The organism is Thiobacillus denitrificans DSM 12475 (genome assembly GCF_000376425.1).
Lineage (GTDB): Bacteria > Pseudomonadota > Gammaproteobacteria > Burkholderiales > Thiobacillaceae > Thiobacillus > Thiobacillus denitrificans.
This window is the reverse complement of sequence record NZ_AQWL01000008.1, coordinates 125,676-142,643: the sequence shown is the minus strand read 5'-3', so window position 1 is coordinate 142,643 and position 16,968 is coordinate 125,676. Positions and strand designations below refer to the sequence as shown.

Here is a 16,968-nt window from a genome sequence, read left to right as displayed (position 1 = left end):
GAGCAACGGCGAGAGCATTTTCGGATAAAAATGGAAGACAAGCCCCAACGCCCCCCCCTTCAGGGCACACAGGTCGTGAGTACCGTTGCCACTGGCGGCGGGGGCGGTGTGTTCCAGGCGCGGGTCGGCACACTTTATCTGGCAAACATGCTGACAGGGAGGCCGACTGCGTTCGGCCTGCACGGCGCTCGAGTCGAAACGCTTCGCTTCGAAGCCCGCTACACCGGCGCTCATACAGACGACATCTACTGTCAGCTGCGCGACAACGAGGGTTGTCGGCTTCAGCTCGTCCAGTGCAAGCGAGGACTCGACGCGACGCCTAGCAACACCGAGTTCGTCGATGGACTGCGTGGAGCCTGGAGAGACTTTCTTGGCGTAGAAGGAAGCCCCTTCGACCGGGCTTGCGACGTATTGGTCTTGGCAACAGTGGCTCCAGCGACACCGGCCAATAAGGCGGCCAAGCGTCTATGCGAACTGTCGCGTTCCTCGCTCAACTTGCCCGACTTCATCCAAAAGGTTGAGTCCAAGCTCTTTGACGCCCAGCATAAGCGTACTTTGAAAGCCTTCAAGGAAGTATCCAAGAACACGCTAGCCGACAAGTACAACGAAGAGCTCGTCTTCGAGCTCTTGCGGCGGATGCGTGTCGACATACATGATCTTGGCACGGAGGCCTCGCAAGAACTAAGTCTCGTGCAGGCACTGTTGGACTCAGGCCAGCCTGGAGACTCCGGCGAGCAGGTATGGAACGGCCTGTTCTCGTATGTATTCGAGCAAGGCATCACGGTCGGAACGGTCACTCGGGAGACCTGGAGATCGACCGCGCAGGTCGGCATCCAAGAAGCCGTCGGCCGCCTCACCGGGCAAAGGGGGCTTGCCAACATCGCCGAGCGTTTTAGCGGCCGAGCAAGTCTTCAACTCTCGCTCATCTCGACGAAGCTTCCCAATGGCACACACATCCCCCGCGGCCAGTGTGTTGCTCAAGTGCTGGCGGGCCTCGATGAGCGGCAGCTCGTCATCGTCACAGGCGGCCCGGGCGCGGGTAAGTCAGCGGTCATCGCGGAGCTCGCGCCACTGCTTCGCGAGTCCGGCCCGCTGTTCTTCTTCCGAGCCGACGAGCTCGACGAGCCGAGCTTGGCAGCAGTTCAGTCACTCAGCGGCATGCCTGATGCGGTGCTCAGCATGGCGAGCCTCTTGTGCAGTGGCACACCGACTGTCGTCATCGATTCGCTGGAAAAGGCGCTCGAAGCAAGGAACCCGGGTGCCCTTGAGGAGCTACTGGCGCTTGTCCGTCAGAACAAGAGGGTCAGGCTCTGTGTCACGACCCGCTCCTATGCTCTCAACGCGCTCTACTCGCTCTTCCTCTCTGACTTCTCCTACCAAGTCGTCGACGTCCCTTTGCTGACAGACCCAGAGATATCTACGGCAGTGGCAGGGACAACTCTTGAAGACATTGCTACCAAGGACGGCGGCGTGCGAGAAGTTCTTCGAGCGCCCTACTACCTACGCCTTGCTTTCAACTACACTGCGGCAGGAGCAGCTCTACCTCAGGCTTCCGGCAACGACTTGCGGCTGCGCCTGTGGACAGAGCGGGTTGCCCCCAGCAAAGGCTTGCCAGCAGGGCTGGCCACACGCCGTCGAGTAGCTTTCGACGAGGTCTGCTATGCGCGCACGGAACGCTTTGCTCAGTTTGTCGAGGCGCCAAATGACGCCGAGGCCGTTGTCTCGCTCCTGCAAGACGCGGTGCTGGCAAAGGATGCGATGGACCGGGTAGCTCCCGCCCACGACGTCTTGGAAGACTGGTCGCTCTACTTCAGGGTTGAACGGGAGGTGCAAGGTGCCGAGCGCGACTGGGGCTCGCTCTTCGGCAAGCTCGGCTCACACGCCGGAATGCGCAGGGCACTGCGCACATGGACAGCGCAGCGTTCAGCCGAAGAAGATGGGGATGCCTATGCGCTGCTCGAAGCTGCGCTCAGACAAAACTCGACCATCCCGCAGGTATGGCGAGACGAGGTAGCCATTGGTCTGCTGCGCTCAGAGCGGGTTGAAGAGTTGGTCGCAAAGCTTGGTAGCAGTGTCTCCTTCGACAGCGCCAGCCTCCTGCAGCGCCTAAGCCACTTGCTGCGTGTTGCCTGCAAAGGGCCAACGTCTATTGACTACTCAAGCTTGGTGGACGACCCTGCAAACAAAGAGATCGTGCTACGACTCGGGATGGCTGCGCCGGTTGGCAAAGCTTGGGACCTAGTCGTTGGATTGGTTGCAAGAACCTTCCCGAACATGCCGCCGGAGTGTAACTCCTGGGTGGTCCAGTTCGCGGAAGATGCCACGTCTCACGATGACAACTGGCAAAACCCTACCCAGAGAGTGCTCGACGTGTTCAACATGGCGGAGCACTTCTGCCAGCATGACCAAGACGGCTGGTACCGCGAGCAGTCAGTCGGCAGGCGTTTCTACGCTCTTCTATGTCGCTGCTCTGGCGCTGACCCGGCTAGGTTTAAGGCGTTCATTGAGGTTCTTCTCGAGCGCCTGGCAGCCGACCCCGACAGTCGAGACGTCTATTCGGAAGAGCGCCTTGAGTTTCTCGTCAACGTAAAAAACTGCCGCGAGGCGAGCTTCTTCACCTCAGACCTCGTCTGGAAAGTATTCTGGGCCCTCTACACCGAGCCTAAGCCGAGAGTTGGCCGAGACTTAGGCATGCACGGGTGGGAGGCGGAACTTGGGCTGAGCAAACGCGCAGCTCACAAGTTCTTCCCGCCATCGGTCCTGCAGGGCCCGTTCCGCTCGCTGTTGCTCTATGCTTGGCCGACGAGCGTGCGCTTCGTGGTCGACCTATGCAACCACGCCGCTGCCTCACTTGCCACAACGAGCCCGCACGAGATATCGATCGTGCCGCCAGAGAAAAGTCCTAATGGCCGGCTGCACATCCATGACTTTCGGTTATGGGCTGCCTACCGCGGGCACTCGGTCACCAGCTATGTGCTGAACGCGGCCTTGATGGCGCTGGAAGAGCGCCTCCTGATTGAGGCCAAGGCGCAGCCCAACGTCATCTCGCAGGTGCTTGAGATCATCCTGGACCTGGGGGAGTCGAGCCTAACAACGGGAATGGTGGCAGGGGTCTTGATGGCCCACCCTGAGCTCGTAACCGAGAAGCTGCTATCCATCTTCAAGTGCCCGCAGTTCTTCTCCGACGAAATTGCTCGCAGCGTACACGAGGGAACCGCGCTGGCCATCCACGGAGGGCACGATGGGCTAGATGCTTCCAGGCAGCGGGAGCGAATGGCAAGTAATCGGCTGCCGCATCGCCAGCAGCGCTTGGAAGACCTGGTTCTTCAACTGCAGTTCAACCGTCCAGACCTCCGTGAGGCCATCTACAGGATTCTGGACAGCCACCTGGAAGCGTTGAAGGGTGCTGAGGAGGTGCCAGACGGCTGGCGCATGGCGCTCAAGCGTATGGACGCCCGTGGCCTAAGGCTCGGAGAGCCCGTTGGCGATGGCAAGTGGGCTCCACTCGAGATTGCCAACCTTGAACCGGAACTGCAGCAAGCCAGCGACAAAGCCCAGGCTCAGATGCAACGGATGAACCGCATCGCTGCCGTGCGTACCTGGGCAGCAGCGGTCACGGGACGGTTCTCAACAGCCGAGACGGGAACTGCGGAACGTTTCTCGTCGCCCTCTGATCCCTATGAGGAGTTCGTTCGCCTCTGCGACGAGACTAATAAACAAGAGCTCGGCATGCTCGCTGGACTGGAAGACGAGCTTGCTTGCGCCTTGATTGGCATGTGGCCCACTGACACTTCGGAGGCACTTCAATGGGCCCAAGCCCTCTTGCTTGAACGCACCGCAGTACACGAAGACAAGGACGCATGGTTGCGCCAGGACCCTTCGATGGGTGAACTGCGGACACGGACGGTCATCTCGCTTGCCACCGTCGATCCGTCTCTACCCAAGATGGTTAAAGCGTTGGTCAACATTGTGACTGAGCCGACGTGGGAGCTGCGCCGTGTTGCGGCCAAGGCGATCTCCAACGAGCTCAGGTCAAAGCAGCCTGTTTTGGCTGAAGTACTGACCACTGGTCTTGCGCGGTACGCCGAGGCACTGGAAGCAACGATCGAACGCCCGCGCGGACGGACGCGCGACCTCGTCGATGAAGCTAGAGCTACTGCTGTCAAGGCGCTAAGTGACGCACTGCAAGAGATGGAGCCTGGCGTGCGTTCGTCACCAAGGAGCTTGGCCGCCGTCAAGGAGTGGACGATAGCTCTTGATGCTGCGCGAAGCGAGACGACCGATACTTGGCGCGTCCAGTCGCTCATGACGCTGGCTCGGCTGATGGCGGATCAGGAGGGTAGGCCCCGGGTGCAGCGGCACGACCCTGACGATGAGGACTTCGAGGCACGGTGGGAGTTGGGTGAGTTGCTGGCAGCTGAGCTCATAGCGCAGCAACGCAATGACTCCCCCCTCTTCGAGACGCTTGACCATTGCCTCGAGAATGCTCCTGAGTTCAGCGAAAGGATTCTGGAGTCGGCGCTTGGCGAGTGCATGAAGCAGGAGTTCGCAAATGCCACGGCATTCTGGCGGGTCTGGGACCGCGCCGCGACTAAGGTCTTTGGCGACGACTCGCTGCGGACGAAGAGCCGAAGGTCCTACAGCCGATTCGACAAAGTGCTCAGGACGCTTCTGCTGTGTTCAGTACGCTGGCCCAAGAGTTGGTCCGACCTTGAACTGCTGAGGTCCCGTCCGCAGTTCATCGCCAACTGCCTGACCGTCGTTGGCGACAGCCGATTAGGTCTGGAGAACCTGCTGCAGCTGATGGCGGGCGTGGGCAGAGTGTCCGCGGTGCCGTCGGCGCTACCTCAGTTGCGCGACGCCCTGGGCAGAGCTCCCGCCGACTTGCTCGATGACGGGAACAGCCTGTGGCACACGGAGACTATCTGCCGCGTAGCCGTGCATGAACACCGAGAGGCCCTGATTCGAGACGTCAACCTGCGCAGGGCAACACTCGACATACTCGACAGGCTTGTCGACGCCGGGTCGTCGCTCGGATTCCAGCTTCGCGATTACTTGGCGACTTCGCCTACAGCGACTATTGAGCTCCTTTAGTTCCAATACTTGTAGCTGCAAGTCACTTTGACTTTGTCGCTATAGGGCGTACGGGCATGAACCAATCAAATCAATCCCAAGGAGCAAAACGTGACTAATAACGACATCGCATGGCTCGCGGGCCTGGCCGTTACCGCAATTCCTACAATTATTTACTACATCCTTCTGATGACAGAGGATTACGGCCCGATCGAACGACGTGCGCGCCGATTTGCCATTCTTGCATCGTTCATCGTCTTCATGGCGATCTGGAGCGTGACCGCGTCAATCTATAGCTTTGTCAGTGAGTTAGCAGGCATTTTCCTGATGTTCCCATCCATCGGACTCAGCGCCGTCGCGGTATGGCACGTTAGCAGGCTTACGTACAGAAAGATGGGTGGTGGCAAGGAATCACAAAGCAGTAGCTCTGAAGGGGCCACTGTGCGGTCGTGATCCTGTTCTTGAATTGCTATTCATGAAGCCTGGGGATGTTGTCGAAATCTCCGTATCGTCTCGATGAGCGTGACGCAATGAACATCCAATGCCAACTTAGGCGGGGCATAAGAGTGAGGGAATGTGCCCTCTTCCTCGAGTTTAAGTTTATGCGGTTCCTGGCTTTGCCGACCTGATTGGCTGGGTAAAAAGGAAGAGGACTATGAACGAGGAACACACCCGAACACTTTTAGATGCTGCCCCGCTTCTATACAGAAGATACGGCAAAGGAAAACCAGATAATCCTTTTTCCTGCTGGGGGTTCCTGTGCGGTGACGGATGGTTCGATTTGCTGATGCGCCTTTCAGCGAGAATGGAAGCCGAATTGCAGACGGCCTTGGCGTCGGGAAGGCGCAAGCAGGATTTGCCTCAGGTGAGCGAAATAAAAGAGAAGTTCGGTCTGCTGAGATTTTATGTCAACAGGCAGCCGGTCCATTGGGGCGACTGGATTGAAGAGGTCAAGAGAGAGTCCGAGAAGACATGCGAACTCTGCGGTAGGCCAGGTAGGCTGCATCTGGGGATCGGCGTAAAGACGCTCTGCGAAGCCTGCGCTAAACATGATGGGTGGCAGCCGGCGGAAACAAGACGACCTGATGCGGTTTCTACAAACCTAAGTGGGGAGGCTTACAACGTGTTTGTGAATACGCGTCCTTTACTGCTGCTCAACCCGCGAAGTCCTGCCGTTGAGATAGCCGTGCCTCCAGAGTACTTGCCAGCAGTTGAGTGCATGGTGGATCGCATGGTGGCCGCGCTTAAACAGTTGGTTGAAGCTGGCCAATCAGTGGACGAGTTGCCGATTTTTCGAAGAATCTGGCTAGATCATGGATACCTGAACATCGAAATTGAGCCCGACTCTTTTCTCAATTTGCCCCAGGAAACTCAGGATGAGTTCGATGCGGCGCTGGCCGATGCGAGCGGGGTTTAAGATTTCTCATACGATGAGCTGATGGTTTCTTACGATCGTTCCCGGGAGTATCCGTTCTGATCCGTGATGTGGGCAAACTGAGTATGACCTTTTTCGAGTCCTTCCCGGCGAATGATCTCGGCCACGATTTTGTCGTAGGAGATCTCCACGGCGAGCGGCAGCAGCTTCTCGACAAACTCGATGCTCTGGGCTTCGATCCGATGCGCGACCGGGTATTTTGCACGGGAGATCTGATCGACTGATCGCCGGACTCGTTCGATGCGTTAAAGCTTCTGCATGAGCCATGGTTCCATTTCGTACGGGGAAACCACGAGGACGATCTGCCGAATTTTTCGAATTCGAACTCTCCAGATTCCCTGCCTGGCGACCTGCGTATTGCGACCAGGAGCGGCTCTACAGCCTTGAGCCAGTGCAGGTTGAGTATCTGAAACCACCTTGCCACCTCTCTTGGCTGCAGCCCCCGTGGTACTGAGAGTGGAAGGCGAGCGCGGCTTCTGGATGGTTCATGCGGATCGCAGTGACTACTACCGGTATGACAAGCCCATCCCGCTCATTCCCGACAACCTATTGCCTGAAGCGATCGGCAGCCTGCAGCGTAAGACATTCTTGTGGAGCCGTAGGTTGTTCGATCAGATTCCGGTCAAGGAATTGGAAGACTGGGGGCCGTTCCAAGTAGTACCCGGCCTGGAATTACAGTCCGGAGTGGGGCTAACCATTGTTGGTCACTGCATTGTTCAACAGCCGATACTGTACCGTTCACACTTGTTCCTGGACACAGGGGAAGCCCCAGATGGCCCGGGCCTAAGTCTTCTGCGCGTAGCGGATGTATTGCAGTACTCCCAGGCTATTCGAAATTGTTTGGCGAATTCATAGGTGAACAAACTCTGGCTGTTATGTCACCCAAGGCGGCATAGATACGCCTAACAGCTGTACGAGTTTTGCGTACGTCGTGTTGATGTTCTTTCTAACATGCCGAAGGCCACCTGAAAGCGAAGCATTCCAGATCGTGGTGCTCACAGTCACAAACGCACCGTGGTGTTTGCCGGGTGCTTCTATGGCCGACCCAAGTCTGCCTTGATTCGGCCAAACAGCCGATCAAGATTTTCGTGCTCTTCGGCGCGTAGATATGTGAGGCATAAGAGGGCAAGGGGATGAACACCGAGGACTTGGGCAAACTCGTCGACTTTTTCCAAAGTCGGACACCTCAGCCCTCTTTCGATCATGCTGATATAGGTGCGACTGGACACGTTAGAGAAATCTTCCTGGGTCACTCCTCTGATCGTTCTGAGTTCCTTAAGGCTCTTAGCGAAGGCCGTTCTCGTATCCATGGGGTCATCCCTCTCGATAGGGATGACCAATTAATCGCATTGAACACTATTGCACTACAAACTATAGTATTCATACGATGAATTCCGCGCAAAATACTCGACCATGACTTTGCACACGACCACATTCATTACCGAGGAAGACGGCAGAATGGACATACCCGCCATATTCGGGAAGGACGACTCGATCTGCTGGAGCTACGTCATACAAACCGAGTTCCTCCCGTGGTTTTATTGCTTATATTCGGAAGAATTCGAAAAGGGGGTGATCAAGAAAAACATGATTTCCATGATCCATCCAGATCAATTTGTCGGGCTACTTGAAGCGGAAAATGTAATTGAGCTGCTGGATGTTCAGGTTGTTCTTCCTGGACATATGACCAAGGAGGAAAGATGGGTCATGCGGCCGCTGACTTCAATGTGGGAAGGGCAGGTAGACGGTTACACAGAATATGTCTACGTGACCTCAGACGGTAAGCGGTTCTCCACCAGCAGAGAAATCACCGACGAAAATCAACTCGATGATAGACAGATGCTTTTCCCTCTTTCCACAAGTTGAGCCATTATCCAAACAATCCTTCCATCAGGGTTTTGTCTCTTCTAGGGGGGGCGGACATTCTCCAAGTGAATCCGAACACCCCTTTGGAATGGGTCTCAAAGATTCGCCAAGGTTTCCCTACTCAGGCCCTGGATTCACTTGGAGCGAACCTACAGGTCACAACCGCAGAACTCGCTCAACTTCTGGGCATAAGTGTTCGCATGCTTGCGCAGCGCCGGCGTAAGGGGATTCTGTCTCAACAGGAATCCGAAAGGTTGTTCCGTGTGGCCGGAGTTCTAGCCAGGGCAGAGGAAGTCTTCGGCGACATGGGTAAGGCGATTCATTGGCTTAATTCTTCAATTACCGTGTTGCGTGGAGCGACGCCTCATTCCCTGCTTGATACAGAGGTCGGGGGAAGGTTGGTCATGAACACTCTCGTGCGCGCCGTGCACGGTATTCCCGCCTGAAACGTTTATAGGCTAATCCGGCGCCAATTCTTGGTCGAGGCACAATTTTCCGCCTTCGTTTTTTCCTGGGGGGGTGGTAGGTATCCGTGCGGCGAAGGTTAATCTTTTCGCAATATTCTGTTCTCTCGGTGCGTGACGTTGCTAAAGACGACAAAAAACGACGGTTAGTCAGAGTGGCAAGGCTGAATGGCTATTCCTCGACTATAGCGGCCGCTCGAACTTTAGAACGGGATTGGCCACTGTCAATCTCTTATTAGACATTGTTCGGATTGGCCCTTTTGAATCGCAGCTTCGGCATACCCTTATGCTTAGATCGATGCTTCTCCGATTTGTCTGCTGTTCTGGGGAGTGCGTCAGTTCGTCCGGGATTTCAAAATTGAATCGGGATTAGATTATTTTGTTCATGAACACGTGACTCACAAAGATCGATTGGCATCCCCATAAAGCATGCTTAAATAAAACAAATGTGAACAAAACAACTCTACATAAGCAATGGGTTCTGGCTGTCGTTCGGCGCCATGGCGGCGATCCTGTGGGCGACGTTCGGACGGCTGGCGCTGCCCGACAGGCTGCGCGGCTGGGTGGCGGTGCAGGCGGCGGTGACGCTGGCGCTGGCGCCTGCCTTGTTCCTGCTGTTCCAGCAGGTGTCACTGGTTTCACCGTTCGCCAACGCCATCGCCATCCCGCTCGTCAGCTGGCTGGTCACGCCGTTGGCGCTGCTTGGCGTGATCGTGCCGCCGCTATGGCATGCGGCGGCATGGCTGATGGCAGGATTGGGGAAAGGGCTGGTCTGGGCCAGTACGCTGCCGTGGGCAGTGGCGGCCCAGCCTGCGCCGGAGGGATGGGCCGTGCTGCTGGCAGTCGCCGGCACCGTTTGGCTGCTGCTGCCGCGCGGGTTTCCGCTACGGGTCCTGGGCGGCCTGCTGTGGCTACCGCTGGTGTTTCCCGTGCGCGCCAGTGTGGCGCCCGACACTTTCCAGGCGGAAATCATCGATGTCGGGCAAGGCACCGCCATCCTGATCCGCACCGCGCAGCATGCGCTGCTTTACGACACCGGCGCCGCGTTTGCCGACAGCGACACGGGCGAACGCATCATCGTCCCCTATCTGCGGGCAGCCGGTGTCGTCGGGTTGTCCGGCGTGATCGTTTCGCACGACGACAGCGATCACAGCGGCGGCCTGCAGTCGCTGCTGCGCGACGTCCCGACCGACTGGCTGCTGCATGGCCTGTCCGCCGCCAACCCGCTTTTGATGAATGCGCCCGCCCCGCGCCGCTGCGTTCGGGGGCAGCGCTGGCAATGGGAAGGCGTGCGCTTCGAGATACTGAACCCGCCCGTCGCGGCCTATGCCGAATCCACCCGCCGCGACAACGATTTCAGCTGCGTGCTGAAAATCAGCCGGGGCGGTCACAGCCTGCTGATTACCGGCGATGCCGAGCGGCGCGGCGAACTCGAATTGCTGGAGTCGGGTGCGGATGTCGCGGCCACGGTACTGGTGGCCGGGCATCACGGCAGCCGCACTTCGTCGCTGGCGGAATTCGTCGACCAGGTGCGGCCGCGTTATGGCGTATTCACGGTGGGCTACCGTAACCGCTTCGGTCATCCGCATCCACAGGTGACGGTGCGATTCCGTGAGCAGGGTGCGCGGATTCTGCGCAGCGACACGGGTGGCCTTATCCGGCTGACGTTTGGCGAAGCCGGGGTGGTGGCCTCAGAATATCGTCCGTCCCACCGCCGTTACTGGCATGACATGCCGCTGCCCCATGAATGAAGCCGTCCGCCCCCGCTGTTTCGAGGCCACCGATCTGGAATCGGCGCGGCAAGCGCTGGCGCGCGTGTTGCCGGTGGCGGAAAACGACCTGCCCTGGCGCGCGCTGGCTTATGCGCACGACCGCCTGGGCGGCAGCGTGGACTTTGCCCACAGCGTGGGCACGGCGCTGATCGTTGCCGAGCTGCGCGTGGGCGCGGATGCCGTCGCCGCGGCGCTGCTGCATGCCTGTCTGGGCGATGCCCCCGATTTCGACACCGTGTTCGGTACCGCTGCGCGGCTGGCGCGCGGGGTGGCGGCGATGGCACGTATCGAGACGCTGGCCAGCAGCGTCACCGACAAGCGCGTCGATCCGCATGCCCAGCTGGAAGCGTTGCGGCAGATGGTGCTGGCGATGGTGGCGGATATCCGTGTCGTGCTGGTCAAGCTCGCCGAACGGACGCATGCGTTGCGTTGCGCCGCCAGCAAGGATGCCGTTATGCGCGAAGTGCTGGGGCAGCAGGCGCGCGAGCTGTTCGCGCCGCTGGCGAACCGGCTCGGCGTATGGCAGATCAAGTGGGAAATGGAAGACTGGGCGTTCCGTTATCTGGAGCCCGATACCTACAAAAGCATCGCCGTTCAGCTCGACGAAAAGCGCGCCGACCGCGAGGCCTATATCAAGAGCATCATCGAGCGTCTGCAGGCCGAGCTTGCACTGCACGGCATCGAGGCCGAAATCAGCGGGCGCCCCAAGCACATCGCCAGCATCGTCAATAAGATGCGGCGCAAGCGGCTGAGCTTCGAGCAGCTCTACGACATCCGCGCGGTGCGCGTGCTGGTGAAACACGAGATCGACTGCTACACCGTTCTGGGCCTGGTGCACAACCTGTGGCAGCCGATTCCGGGTGAGTTCGACGACTATATCTCGCAGCCGAAGAGCAACGACTACCGTTCGCTGCATACTGCGGTGATCGGCCCCGAGGATCGCGCACTCGAAGTGCAGATACGCACTTTTGACATGCACCGCAATGCCGAACTGGGTGTTGCCGCGCACTGGCGCTACAAGGAAGGCGGCAGGCAGGATGCGCAGTACGAAGAAAAGATCGCCTGGCTGCGGCGCATCCTGGAATGGAAGGACGACGTTGCCGACAGCAGCGAATTCACCGAACAGTTCAAGACCGAACTGTTTCATGACCAGGTCTACGTACTGACTCCGCAGGGGCGGGTGGTGGCGCTCGATCGCGGCGCCACGCCGGTGGATTTCGCCTACGCGCTGCATACGGATCTGGGGCACCGCTGCCGCGGCGCCAAGATCAACGGGGCGATGGTGCCGTTGAGTACCGCGCTGGAGAATGGCCAGCGGGTCGAGATCATCGCCGCCAAGGAGGGCGAGCCGAGCCGCGACTGGCTGAATCCCGCGCTCGGCTATCTGGCCACCCATCGCGCGCGCGCCAAGGTGCGCGCGTGGTTCCGCCAGCGCGACGTCGGCGAACAGGTCAGCCTCGGCCGCACCCTGCTGGAAAAGGAACTCAAGCGCATGGGCGTGGTGGATGCGAATCAGGAAAAGCTCGCCCAGCGCCTCAAGTTCGGCAAGGTCGAAGAGTTCCTTGCCGCGCTCGGACGCGGCGACGTCGGCCAACGCGACCTGGTCAATGCCCTGCCGGAATCCGGCAAAGCCATGGCTGCGCTGGCCCCCACCAGCAAGCCCCGGGCTCGCGCCAAATCAGGCAACCCGGTTACCATTCCGGGGCTGGGCGACGTGCCGTTGACGCTGGCACGCTGCTGCAAACCGCGGCCGCCCGACACCATTGCCGCCTACACTACGGTCGGGCGCGGCCTTACGGTGCACCGCGCCGACTGCGCCGCGCTCAAGCGCGCCAACCCTGCGCGCATGCTGCCTGCCGAATGGGTGCTCGACTCAGGTGCCGCGTTCGAAGTGGATATTCGCCTCAAGGCCTTCGACCGACAGGGCCTGTTGCGCGATATTTCCGACGTCATCGCCAAGGACCGGCTCGACGTGCTGCGTGTCAATACCGAGAGCCGTGGCGAATTTGCGCACATGCAGCTCACCGTGCGGGTCAAGGAGCTGCAGCAGCTGTCGCGCCTGCTGGCGCGCCTGCAGCATGTGCAGAACGTGATCGAGGTGGGACGCAGCTGAGTCTTCGTTGATGCTTTCCACGCTTTGCAGCATTTTTCCATTTAGCGTTTTGCCTGTCATGAAGCCACAATCCGCCATTCTTGATGCCATCCCCGACCACGCGCGCCATCTGTTCTTCGACCTCGATCCGGCGGACGACTCCCGTGCCGCATTGCGGGCGCTGGCAACGGCCTGCGACGGAAAATCGGCGGTCATGGGAATCGGGGTGAAGGTTGCCGAAGTGCTGGGCGTCGATATGGCAGGTCTGCGCGGGTTTCCGGTGTTGCCGGACGCCCGCCCGCCGATTCCGGCAACCCAGCACGCGTTGTGGCTGTGGCTGCGCGGCAACGAACCCGGCGAACTGCTGTTGCGTGGGCATGCGCTGCAGGCGATGGCTGCGCCTGCCTTTACCCAGGCGCAGGCGATCGACAGCTTCCGCTACCGGGACAGCCGCGACCTGACCGGCTATGAAGACGGCACCGAAAATCCCAAGGACGAGGCTGCCGTCGAGGCAGCGATCGCGCAGGGGCAGGGTCGCGGCATCGACGGCTCCAGCTTTGCCGCCATACAGCAGTGGCTGCATGATTTCCCGGTGTTTGACGCGCTGCCGCGCGCGCAACAGAACAACTGTTTCGGCCGCGATCGCGACAGCAATGAAGAACTCGGCGACGCGCCCGAATCGGCTCACGTCAAACGCACCGCACAGGAGGACTTCGATCCCGAAGCCTTCGTGGTGCGCCGCTCCATGCCCTGGGTGGCTGGTGTCGATGCCGGGCTGCTGTTCCTCGCCTTTGGCAAGTCGTTCGACGCTTTCGAAGCCCAGCTGCGCCGCATGACTGGGCACGACGACGGGATCAGCGATGCGCTGTTTCACTTCACCCGTCCACTCACTGGCGGCTACTACTGGTGCCCGCCCATGGCCGGCAATGCAGTCGATCTTTCCGCTTTAGGCGTGTGAGCGTGCCGCCCAGGCCGGAGACGCCGCCCGCAAACGACGCGCCCGAAGGCGCGCTTACGCTGCGTACACCGTGGTGGCGCAACTGGAAAGTGATGCTGTCGCTGTGGCTGGGGATGGCCGTGCTGGTGGGACTGGGTCTGTATTTCGACGTCGATCGCGGTGTGATCGCGGGCAGCGTGGTGGCAATCGGGCTGATCTCCAATGCCTTTGCCTGGCTGCTGGGGATGATCTCCCTGGTGCCGGTCATTGGCCCGGTCATCGTCAAGGTGCTGTCGATCGGCTTCATCTGGCTGCTCAACGCAGTGGGCTATCTGGTGTCTTATATCGCCATCCGCCGTGGCTACTCCAGGGATGTGCTGACCTATCGCGGGCTGACCGTGGCGGTCATCATCGGCATCGTGATCGGCTTCGTGCTGGGCAAGCTGATTTAAGGCCTGTCAACACTACTTTCCCGGTACGGCAGCCAGAATCTCCCGTGCCAGCTGCTGCAGGCCGCCGCGGGATAGATCGGCGGTGCTGAAAGCTCGATCGGCCGGCATTGGCGCGTAATGGCTCGACAGCGATCTGCCGTAGGCCGGGTCGTAATGCTGTTCCAGCAAGGCGGCCACCAGCTCGTCCCATGCCTGCAGGCCGGCCAGCGCCTGCCACGCCGCGACGGTTTCGTGGCCGCGCAGCGAAACAAGATGGGCGAGCCGGCTGTTGATGATTGCGGGATCGTGCAGGAAATGTGCGTAGTCCTCGGTCAGAAGCCGGACGCGCGCCGCCAGCGGGATTTCCAGCCGTATGCAGGGGCTGGCGCGCATCGCCGCGATAAGCGCATCGGGCACCCGCAGTGCGCCGATTTTTTTGCTTTCCGATTCCACGAATACCGGGCGCTGTGGGTTGAACCGGGCAAGGGCGAAGCAGACGGCGCTCTCGAAACTTTTTTGCGTCGGCTGGGGCTGCTCGGGCAGCGCCCCCAGCAACGAGCCCCGATGAGCGGCGAGTGCTTCGAGGTCGAGCACCTGGGCGCCTTCGCCGGCCAGAGCCTGCAGCAGTCGGCTCTTGCCGCTGCCGGTCGGGCCGCATACCACGCGATAGCTCAAGCACGCCGGCAGACGCTCGAGTTCCGCCACCACATGCCGCCGATAGGCTTTATAGCCGCCGTCGAGCTGCATCGCGGCGAAGCCGATTTTCTGCAGGATGTGCGTCATCGCACCGCTGCGGCTGCCGCCGCGCCAGCAATACACCAAGGGGCGATACGATTTGGGCTTGTCGGCAAACCAGGTTTCGAGGTGACGGGCGATATTGCGCGACACCAGCGCTGCGCCGACTTTTTTTGCCTCGAACGACGACACCTGTTTGTACAGGGTGCCGACGCGTTCACGCTCGGCGTCGCCCAGCACCGGCAGGTTGATGGCACCGGGGATGTGGTCCTCGGCAAATTCACCCGGGGAACGGGCGTCGATGATCTGATCGAAGGCAGGGAGGTCTGCTACGGTGGCTGGCAAGCTGGACTCAACTTTCGGGGATGGAAACAGAGGGACACGGTCGAAAGCATGCCATTGTCACATGGCGGCGGAGGCGGCTGCAAAATCGTGCCCGCCGGGTCAAGCGGGGTGTTGTTCCGCCAATGGGCGGTCTGCTAGTGCGTTGTGTCGGACAGCGGGGAGGAGGGGGTCAGGGGCCAAAGCGATAGCATGGCATGGGCGCACGCCTGCGCGCCCATGCCGGCGTTGCTTAAACGGCTTTCAGGGGCGCAAACCTGCGGTCTTCGGTGCGCCGGCTGGCTACTTTGCGGCGATCTGCTGCAATGCCGGACGGCAGTGCAGCATTGCGCGGCGCGACGCGACGATCGCCCAGACGGCGTTCCAGCGGGATGAATTCAACGTGATAAACAGGAAGGGCCGACATCGGTTTTGTCCTTGTTTGTCGAGATATTGACAATTGTAGTTGACATCTCGACGGGTCTGCAAGGAAAAGCACGGCCGATAAGCCGGTTATTTCGTCCGTAAGTCGCCGCTGGCGCGCAAGCCGGGATCAGGTCGTCCGGATCAGGCGCTGCTTTTCGCGCTGCCATTCACGCTCTTTTTCCGCCGCGCGCTTGTCATGCTGTTTCTTGCCTTTTGCCAGACCGATTTCCAGCTTGATGCGGCCTTTGGAATAGTGCATGTCGAGCGGCACCAGAGTGAAGCCGGCCCGCTCGGTCTTGCCGATCAGCTTGTTGATTTCCGCTGCGTGCAGCAGCAATTTGCGCGAGCGCGTGGGGTCGGGATGGATGTGGGTCGAGGCGGTAGGCAGCGGACTGATGTGGCAGCCGATCAGATACACGGCCCCGTTCTTGACGACGACGTAGGCTTCTTTCAACTGCACGCGGCCGGCGCGTATGGCTTTGACTTCCCAGCCCTCCAGCACGAGGCCGGCCTCGAATTTTTCCTCGATGAAATAATCGTGAAAGGCTTTTTTGTTGTCGGCGATGCTCATGGCGGGCTGGCTTGCGTACAATTCTCGATTTTACAAGGCTTTAGGTACCCATGGCACGTGTGGAAAAAAGTGTGCTGGTGGCGCATTCTCCCGAACGCATGTTTGAACTGGTGGATCGGGTCGAGGATTACCCCGCTTTTCTGCCCTGGTGCGGCGGCACCGAATTGAAGTTCCGCGATGAACACAGCACGGTGGCGACGATTCATATCGCCTATATGGGCATTCGGCAAAGTTTCACCACTGAAAATGCCAAAAGCCATCCGCGTGAAATGCGCATCAGATTGCAGCATGGCCCGTTTGCTGAACTCGAAGGCGACTGGTCGTTCCTGCCGCTGGGGGACGAGGCCTGCAAGGTCGAATTCCGGCTGCAGTACGTGTTTTCCAGCCGGGTGCTGGAGACCATTCTGGCGCCGGTATTCAGCCACATCACCAATACGTTTGTCGACGCCTTCGTTCGCCGCGCCGACGAGGTCTATGCATGAGCGCAGCCAATATCAGTGTTGAAGTGATCTACGCGCTGCCGGAGCGGCAGCCGCTGTTGCGAGTGAGTCTGGCCGAAGGCGCGACGGTGGAAGACGCCATCCGCCTGTCCGGCGTGCTGGAGGCATTTCCCGAGATCGATCTGGACAAGAACAAGGTCGGAATTTTCAGCAAGCTGGTCAAGCTGGATGAAGCGCTGCGCGACAAGGACCGGGTGGAGATCTACCGTCCGCTGATAGCCGATCCCAAGGAAGTCCGCCGCAAGCGGGCGGAAGAAGGCAAGGTCACCCGCAAAGGCGGGGGCGATGCCGCACCGGAAAAAGCGCCCGGGGCAGACGCGTCCGAGGCAGCGTAGGCCGCCCCGG

General features: G+C 59.8%; 16 protein-coding genes. 12 read left to right on the top strand and 4 right to left on the bottom strand.

The window, feature by feature from the left end; genetic code table 11:
- The first annotated feature begins 75 nt into the window (after positions 1-75).
- The 4 genes from B059_RS0113580 (at position 76) to B059_RS20840 (ending at position 6,732) form a co-directional block, all read left to right on the top strand.
- Positions 76-5,094 carry a hypothetical protein gene (locus B059_RS0113580; protein ID WP_157273703.1) on the top strand — a complete coding sequence of 1,673 codons (5,019 nt, stop codon included), beginning with the start codon at positions 76-78 and terminating at the stop codon, positions 5,092-5,094.
- Between the two features lie 90 nt (positions 5,095-5,184).
- The gene (locus B059_RS0113575) at positions 5,185-5,526 is read left to right on the top strand and encodes a hypothetical protein (RefSeq protein ID WP_018078802.1); all 342 of its coding nucleotides are present in this window, start codon (positions 5,185-5,187) and stop codon (positions 5,524-5,526) included.
- Between the two features lie 202 nt (positions 5,527-5,728).
- On the top strand, positions 5,729-6,490 hold the full coding sequence (locus B059_RS19125) for a hypothetical protein (RefSeq protein WP_026177524.1): 762 nt from the start codon (positions 5,729-5,731) through the stop codon (positions 6,488-6,490).
- An 83-nt stretch (positions 6,491-6,573) separates the two neighbouring features.
- A complete protein-coding gene (locus B059_RS20840; protein WP_018078799.1) occupies positions 6,574-6,732 on the top strand; it encodes a hypothetical protein in 159 nt (52 codons plus the stop codon).
- An 810-nt stretch (positions 6,733-7,542) separates the two neighbouring features.
- On the opposite strand, the gene B059_RS21775 is transcribed toward B059_RS20840, so the two are convergent.
- Positions 7,543-7,818, bottom strand: coding sequence for a helix-turn-helix domain-containing protein (locus tag B059_RS21775; protein ID WP_038058836.1), 276 nt, complete (start codon positions 7,816-7,818; stop codon positions 7,543-7,545).
- Between the two features lie 148 nt (positions 7,819-7,966).
- Between B059_RS21775 and B059_RS0113545 the strand changes: the two genes are divergently transcribed.
- The 6 genes from B059_RS0113545 to B059_RS0113520 all read left to right on the top strand — a co-directional run bounded on the left by B059_RS0113545 (position 7,967) and on the right by B059_RS0113520 (position 14,091).
- The gene (locus tag B059_RS0113545; RefSeq protein WP_157273702.1) at positions 7,967-8,374 is read left to right on the top strand and encodes a hypothetical protein; all 408 of its coding nucleotides are present in this window, start codon (positions 7,967-7,969) and stop codon (positions 8,372-8,374) included.
- 65 nt (positions 8,375-8,439) lie between these two features.
- Positions 8,440-8,820, top strand: coding sequence for a type II RES/Xre toxin-antitoxin system antitoxin (parS, locus tag B059_RS0113540; protein ID WP_157273701.1), 381 nt, complete (start codon positions 8,440-8,442; stop codon positions 8,818-8,820).
- A gap of 485 nt (positions 8,821-9,305) precedes the next feature.
- The gene (locus B059_RS19120) at positions 9,306-10,589 is read left to right on the top strand and encodes a DNA internalization-related competence protein ComEC/Rec2 (protein ID WP_272867466.1); all 1,284 of its coding nucleotides are present in this window, start codon (positions 9,306-9,308) and stop codon (positions 10,587-10,589) included.
- Positions 10,582-12,723, top strand: a complete 2,142-nt coding sequence (locus B059_RS0113530; protein WP_018078793.1) for a RelA/SpoT family protein — start codon at positions 10,582-10,584, stop codon at positions 12,721-12,723. The genes B059_RS19120 and B059_RS0113530 overlap by 8 nt, the downstream gene beginning before the upstream one ends.
- A 58-nt stretch (positions 12,724-12,781) precedes the next feature.
- Positions 12,782-13,660 (top strand): Dyp-type peroxidase, encoded by an 879-nt coding sequence (locus tag B059_RS0113525; protein WP_018078792.1) that lies wholly within the window; start codon positions 12,782-12,784, stop codon positions 13,658-13,660.
- The gene (locus B059_RS0113520; RefSeq protein ID WP_018078791.1) at positions 13,657-14,091 is read left to right on the top strand and encodes a hypothetical protein; all 435 of its coding nucleotides are present in this window, start codon (positions 13,657-13,659) and stop codon (positions 14,089-14,091) included. The genes B059_RS0113525 and B059_RS0113520 overlap by 4 nt, the downstream gene beginning before the upstream one ends.
- 12 nt (positions 14,092-14,103) lie before the next feature.
- Here the strand turns inward: B059_RS0113520 and mnmH are convergent, their stop codons facing one another.
- The 3 genes from mnmH to smpB all read right to left on the bottom strand — a co-directional run bounded on the left by mnmH (position 14,104) and on the right by smpB (position 16,123).
- Entirely contained in the window at positions 14,104-15,150 is a 1,047-nt protein-coding gene (gene mnmH, locus B059_RS19115; RefSeq protein ID WP_018078790.1) for a tRNA 2-selenouridine(34) synthase MnmH, read from the bottom strand.
- A gap of 229 nt (positions 15,151-15,379) precedes the next feature.
- Positions 15,380-15,553: a hypothetical protein gene (locus B059_RS21120; protein WP_018078789.1), complete on the bottom strand. Its 174-nt coding sequence runs from the start codon at positions 15,551-15,553 to the stop codon at positions 15,380-15,382.
- A 126-nt stretch (positions 15,554-15,679) separates the two neighbouring features.
- Positions 15,680-16,123, bottom strand: a complete 444-nt coding sequence (smpB, locus tag B059_RS0113505) for an SsrA-binding protein SmpB (RefSeq protein ID WP_018078788.1) — start codon at positions 16,121-16,123, stop codon at positions 15,680-15,682.
- Between the two features lie 50 nt (positions 16,124-16,173).
- Between smpB and B059_RS0113500 the strand changes: the two genes are divergently transcribed.
- Complete coding sequence (locus B059_RS0113500; RefSeq protein ID WP_018078787.1) at positions 16,174-16,605, top strand: type II toxin-antitoxin system RatA family toxin; 432 nt, start codon at positions 16,174-16,176, stop codon at positions 16,603-16,605.
- Entirely contained in the window at positions 16,602-16,958 is a 357-nt protein-coding gene (locus B059_RS0113495) for an RnfH family protein (protein ID WP_018078786.1), read from the top strand. The genes B059_RS0113500 and B059_RS0113495 overlap by 4 nt, the downstream gene beginning before the upstream one ends.
- Positions 16,959-16,968 lie beyond the last annotated feature (10 nt).

Bases quoted from the DNA above. Each gene is read 5' to 3' on its own strand.
- B059_RS21120 (WP_018078789.1), bottom strand. From the start codon at position 15,553: ATGTCGGCCCTTCCTGTTTATCACGTTGAATTCATCCCGCTGGAACGC.
- B059_RS0113530 (WP_018078793.1), top strand. From the start codon at position 10,582: ATGAATGAAGCCGTCCGCCCCCGCTGTTTCGAGGCCACCGATCTGGAA.
- smpB (WP_018078788.1), bottom strand. From the start codon at position 16,123: ATGAGCATCGCCGACAACAAAAAAGCCTTTCACGATTATTTCATCGAG.
- B059_RS0113525 (WP_018078792.1), top strand. From the start codon at position 12,782: ATGAAGCCACAATCCGCCATTCTTGATGCCATCCCCGACCACGCGCGC.
- B059_RS0113545 (WP_157273702.1), top strand. From the start codon at position 7,967: ATGGACATACCCGCCATATTCGGGAAGGACGACTCGATCTGCTGGAGC.
- B059_RS19125 (WP_026177524.1), top strand. From the start codon at position 5,729: ATGAACGAGGAACACACCCGAACACTTTTAGATGCTGCCCCGCTTCTA.
- B059_RS0113495 (WP_018078786.1), top strand. From the start codon at position 16,602: ATGAGCGCAGCCAATATCAGTGTTGAAGTGATCTACGCGCTGCCGGAG.
- B059_RS21775 (WP_038058836.1), bottom strand. From the start codon at position 7,818: ATGGATACGAGAACGGCCTTCGCTAAGAGCCTTAAGGAACTCAGAACG.
- B059_RS20840 (WP_018078799.1), top strand. From the start codon at position 6,574: ATGACCTTTTTCGAGTCCTTCCCGGCGAATGATCTCGGCCACGATTTT.
- B059_RS0113500 (WP_018078787.1), top strand. From the start codon at position 16,174: ATGGCACGTGTGGAAAAAAGTGTGCTGGTGGCGCATTCTCCCGAACGC.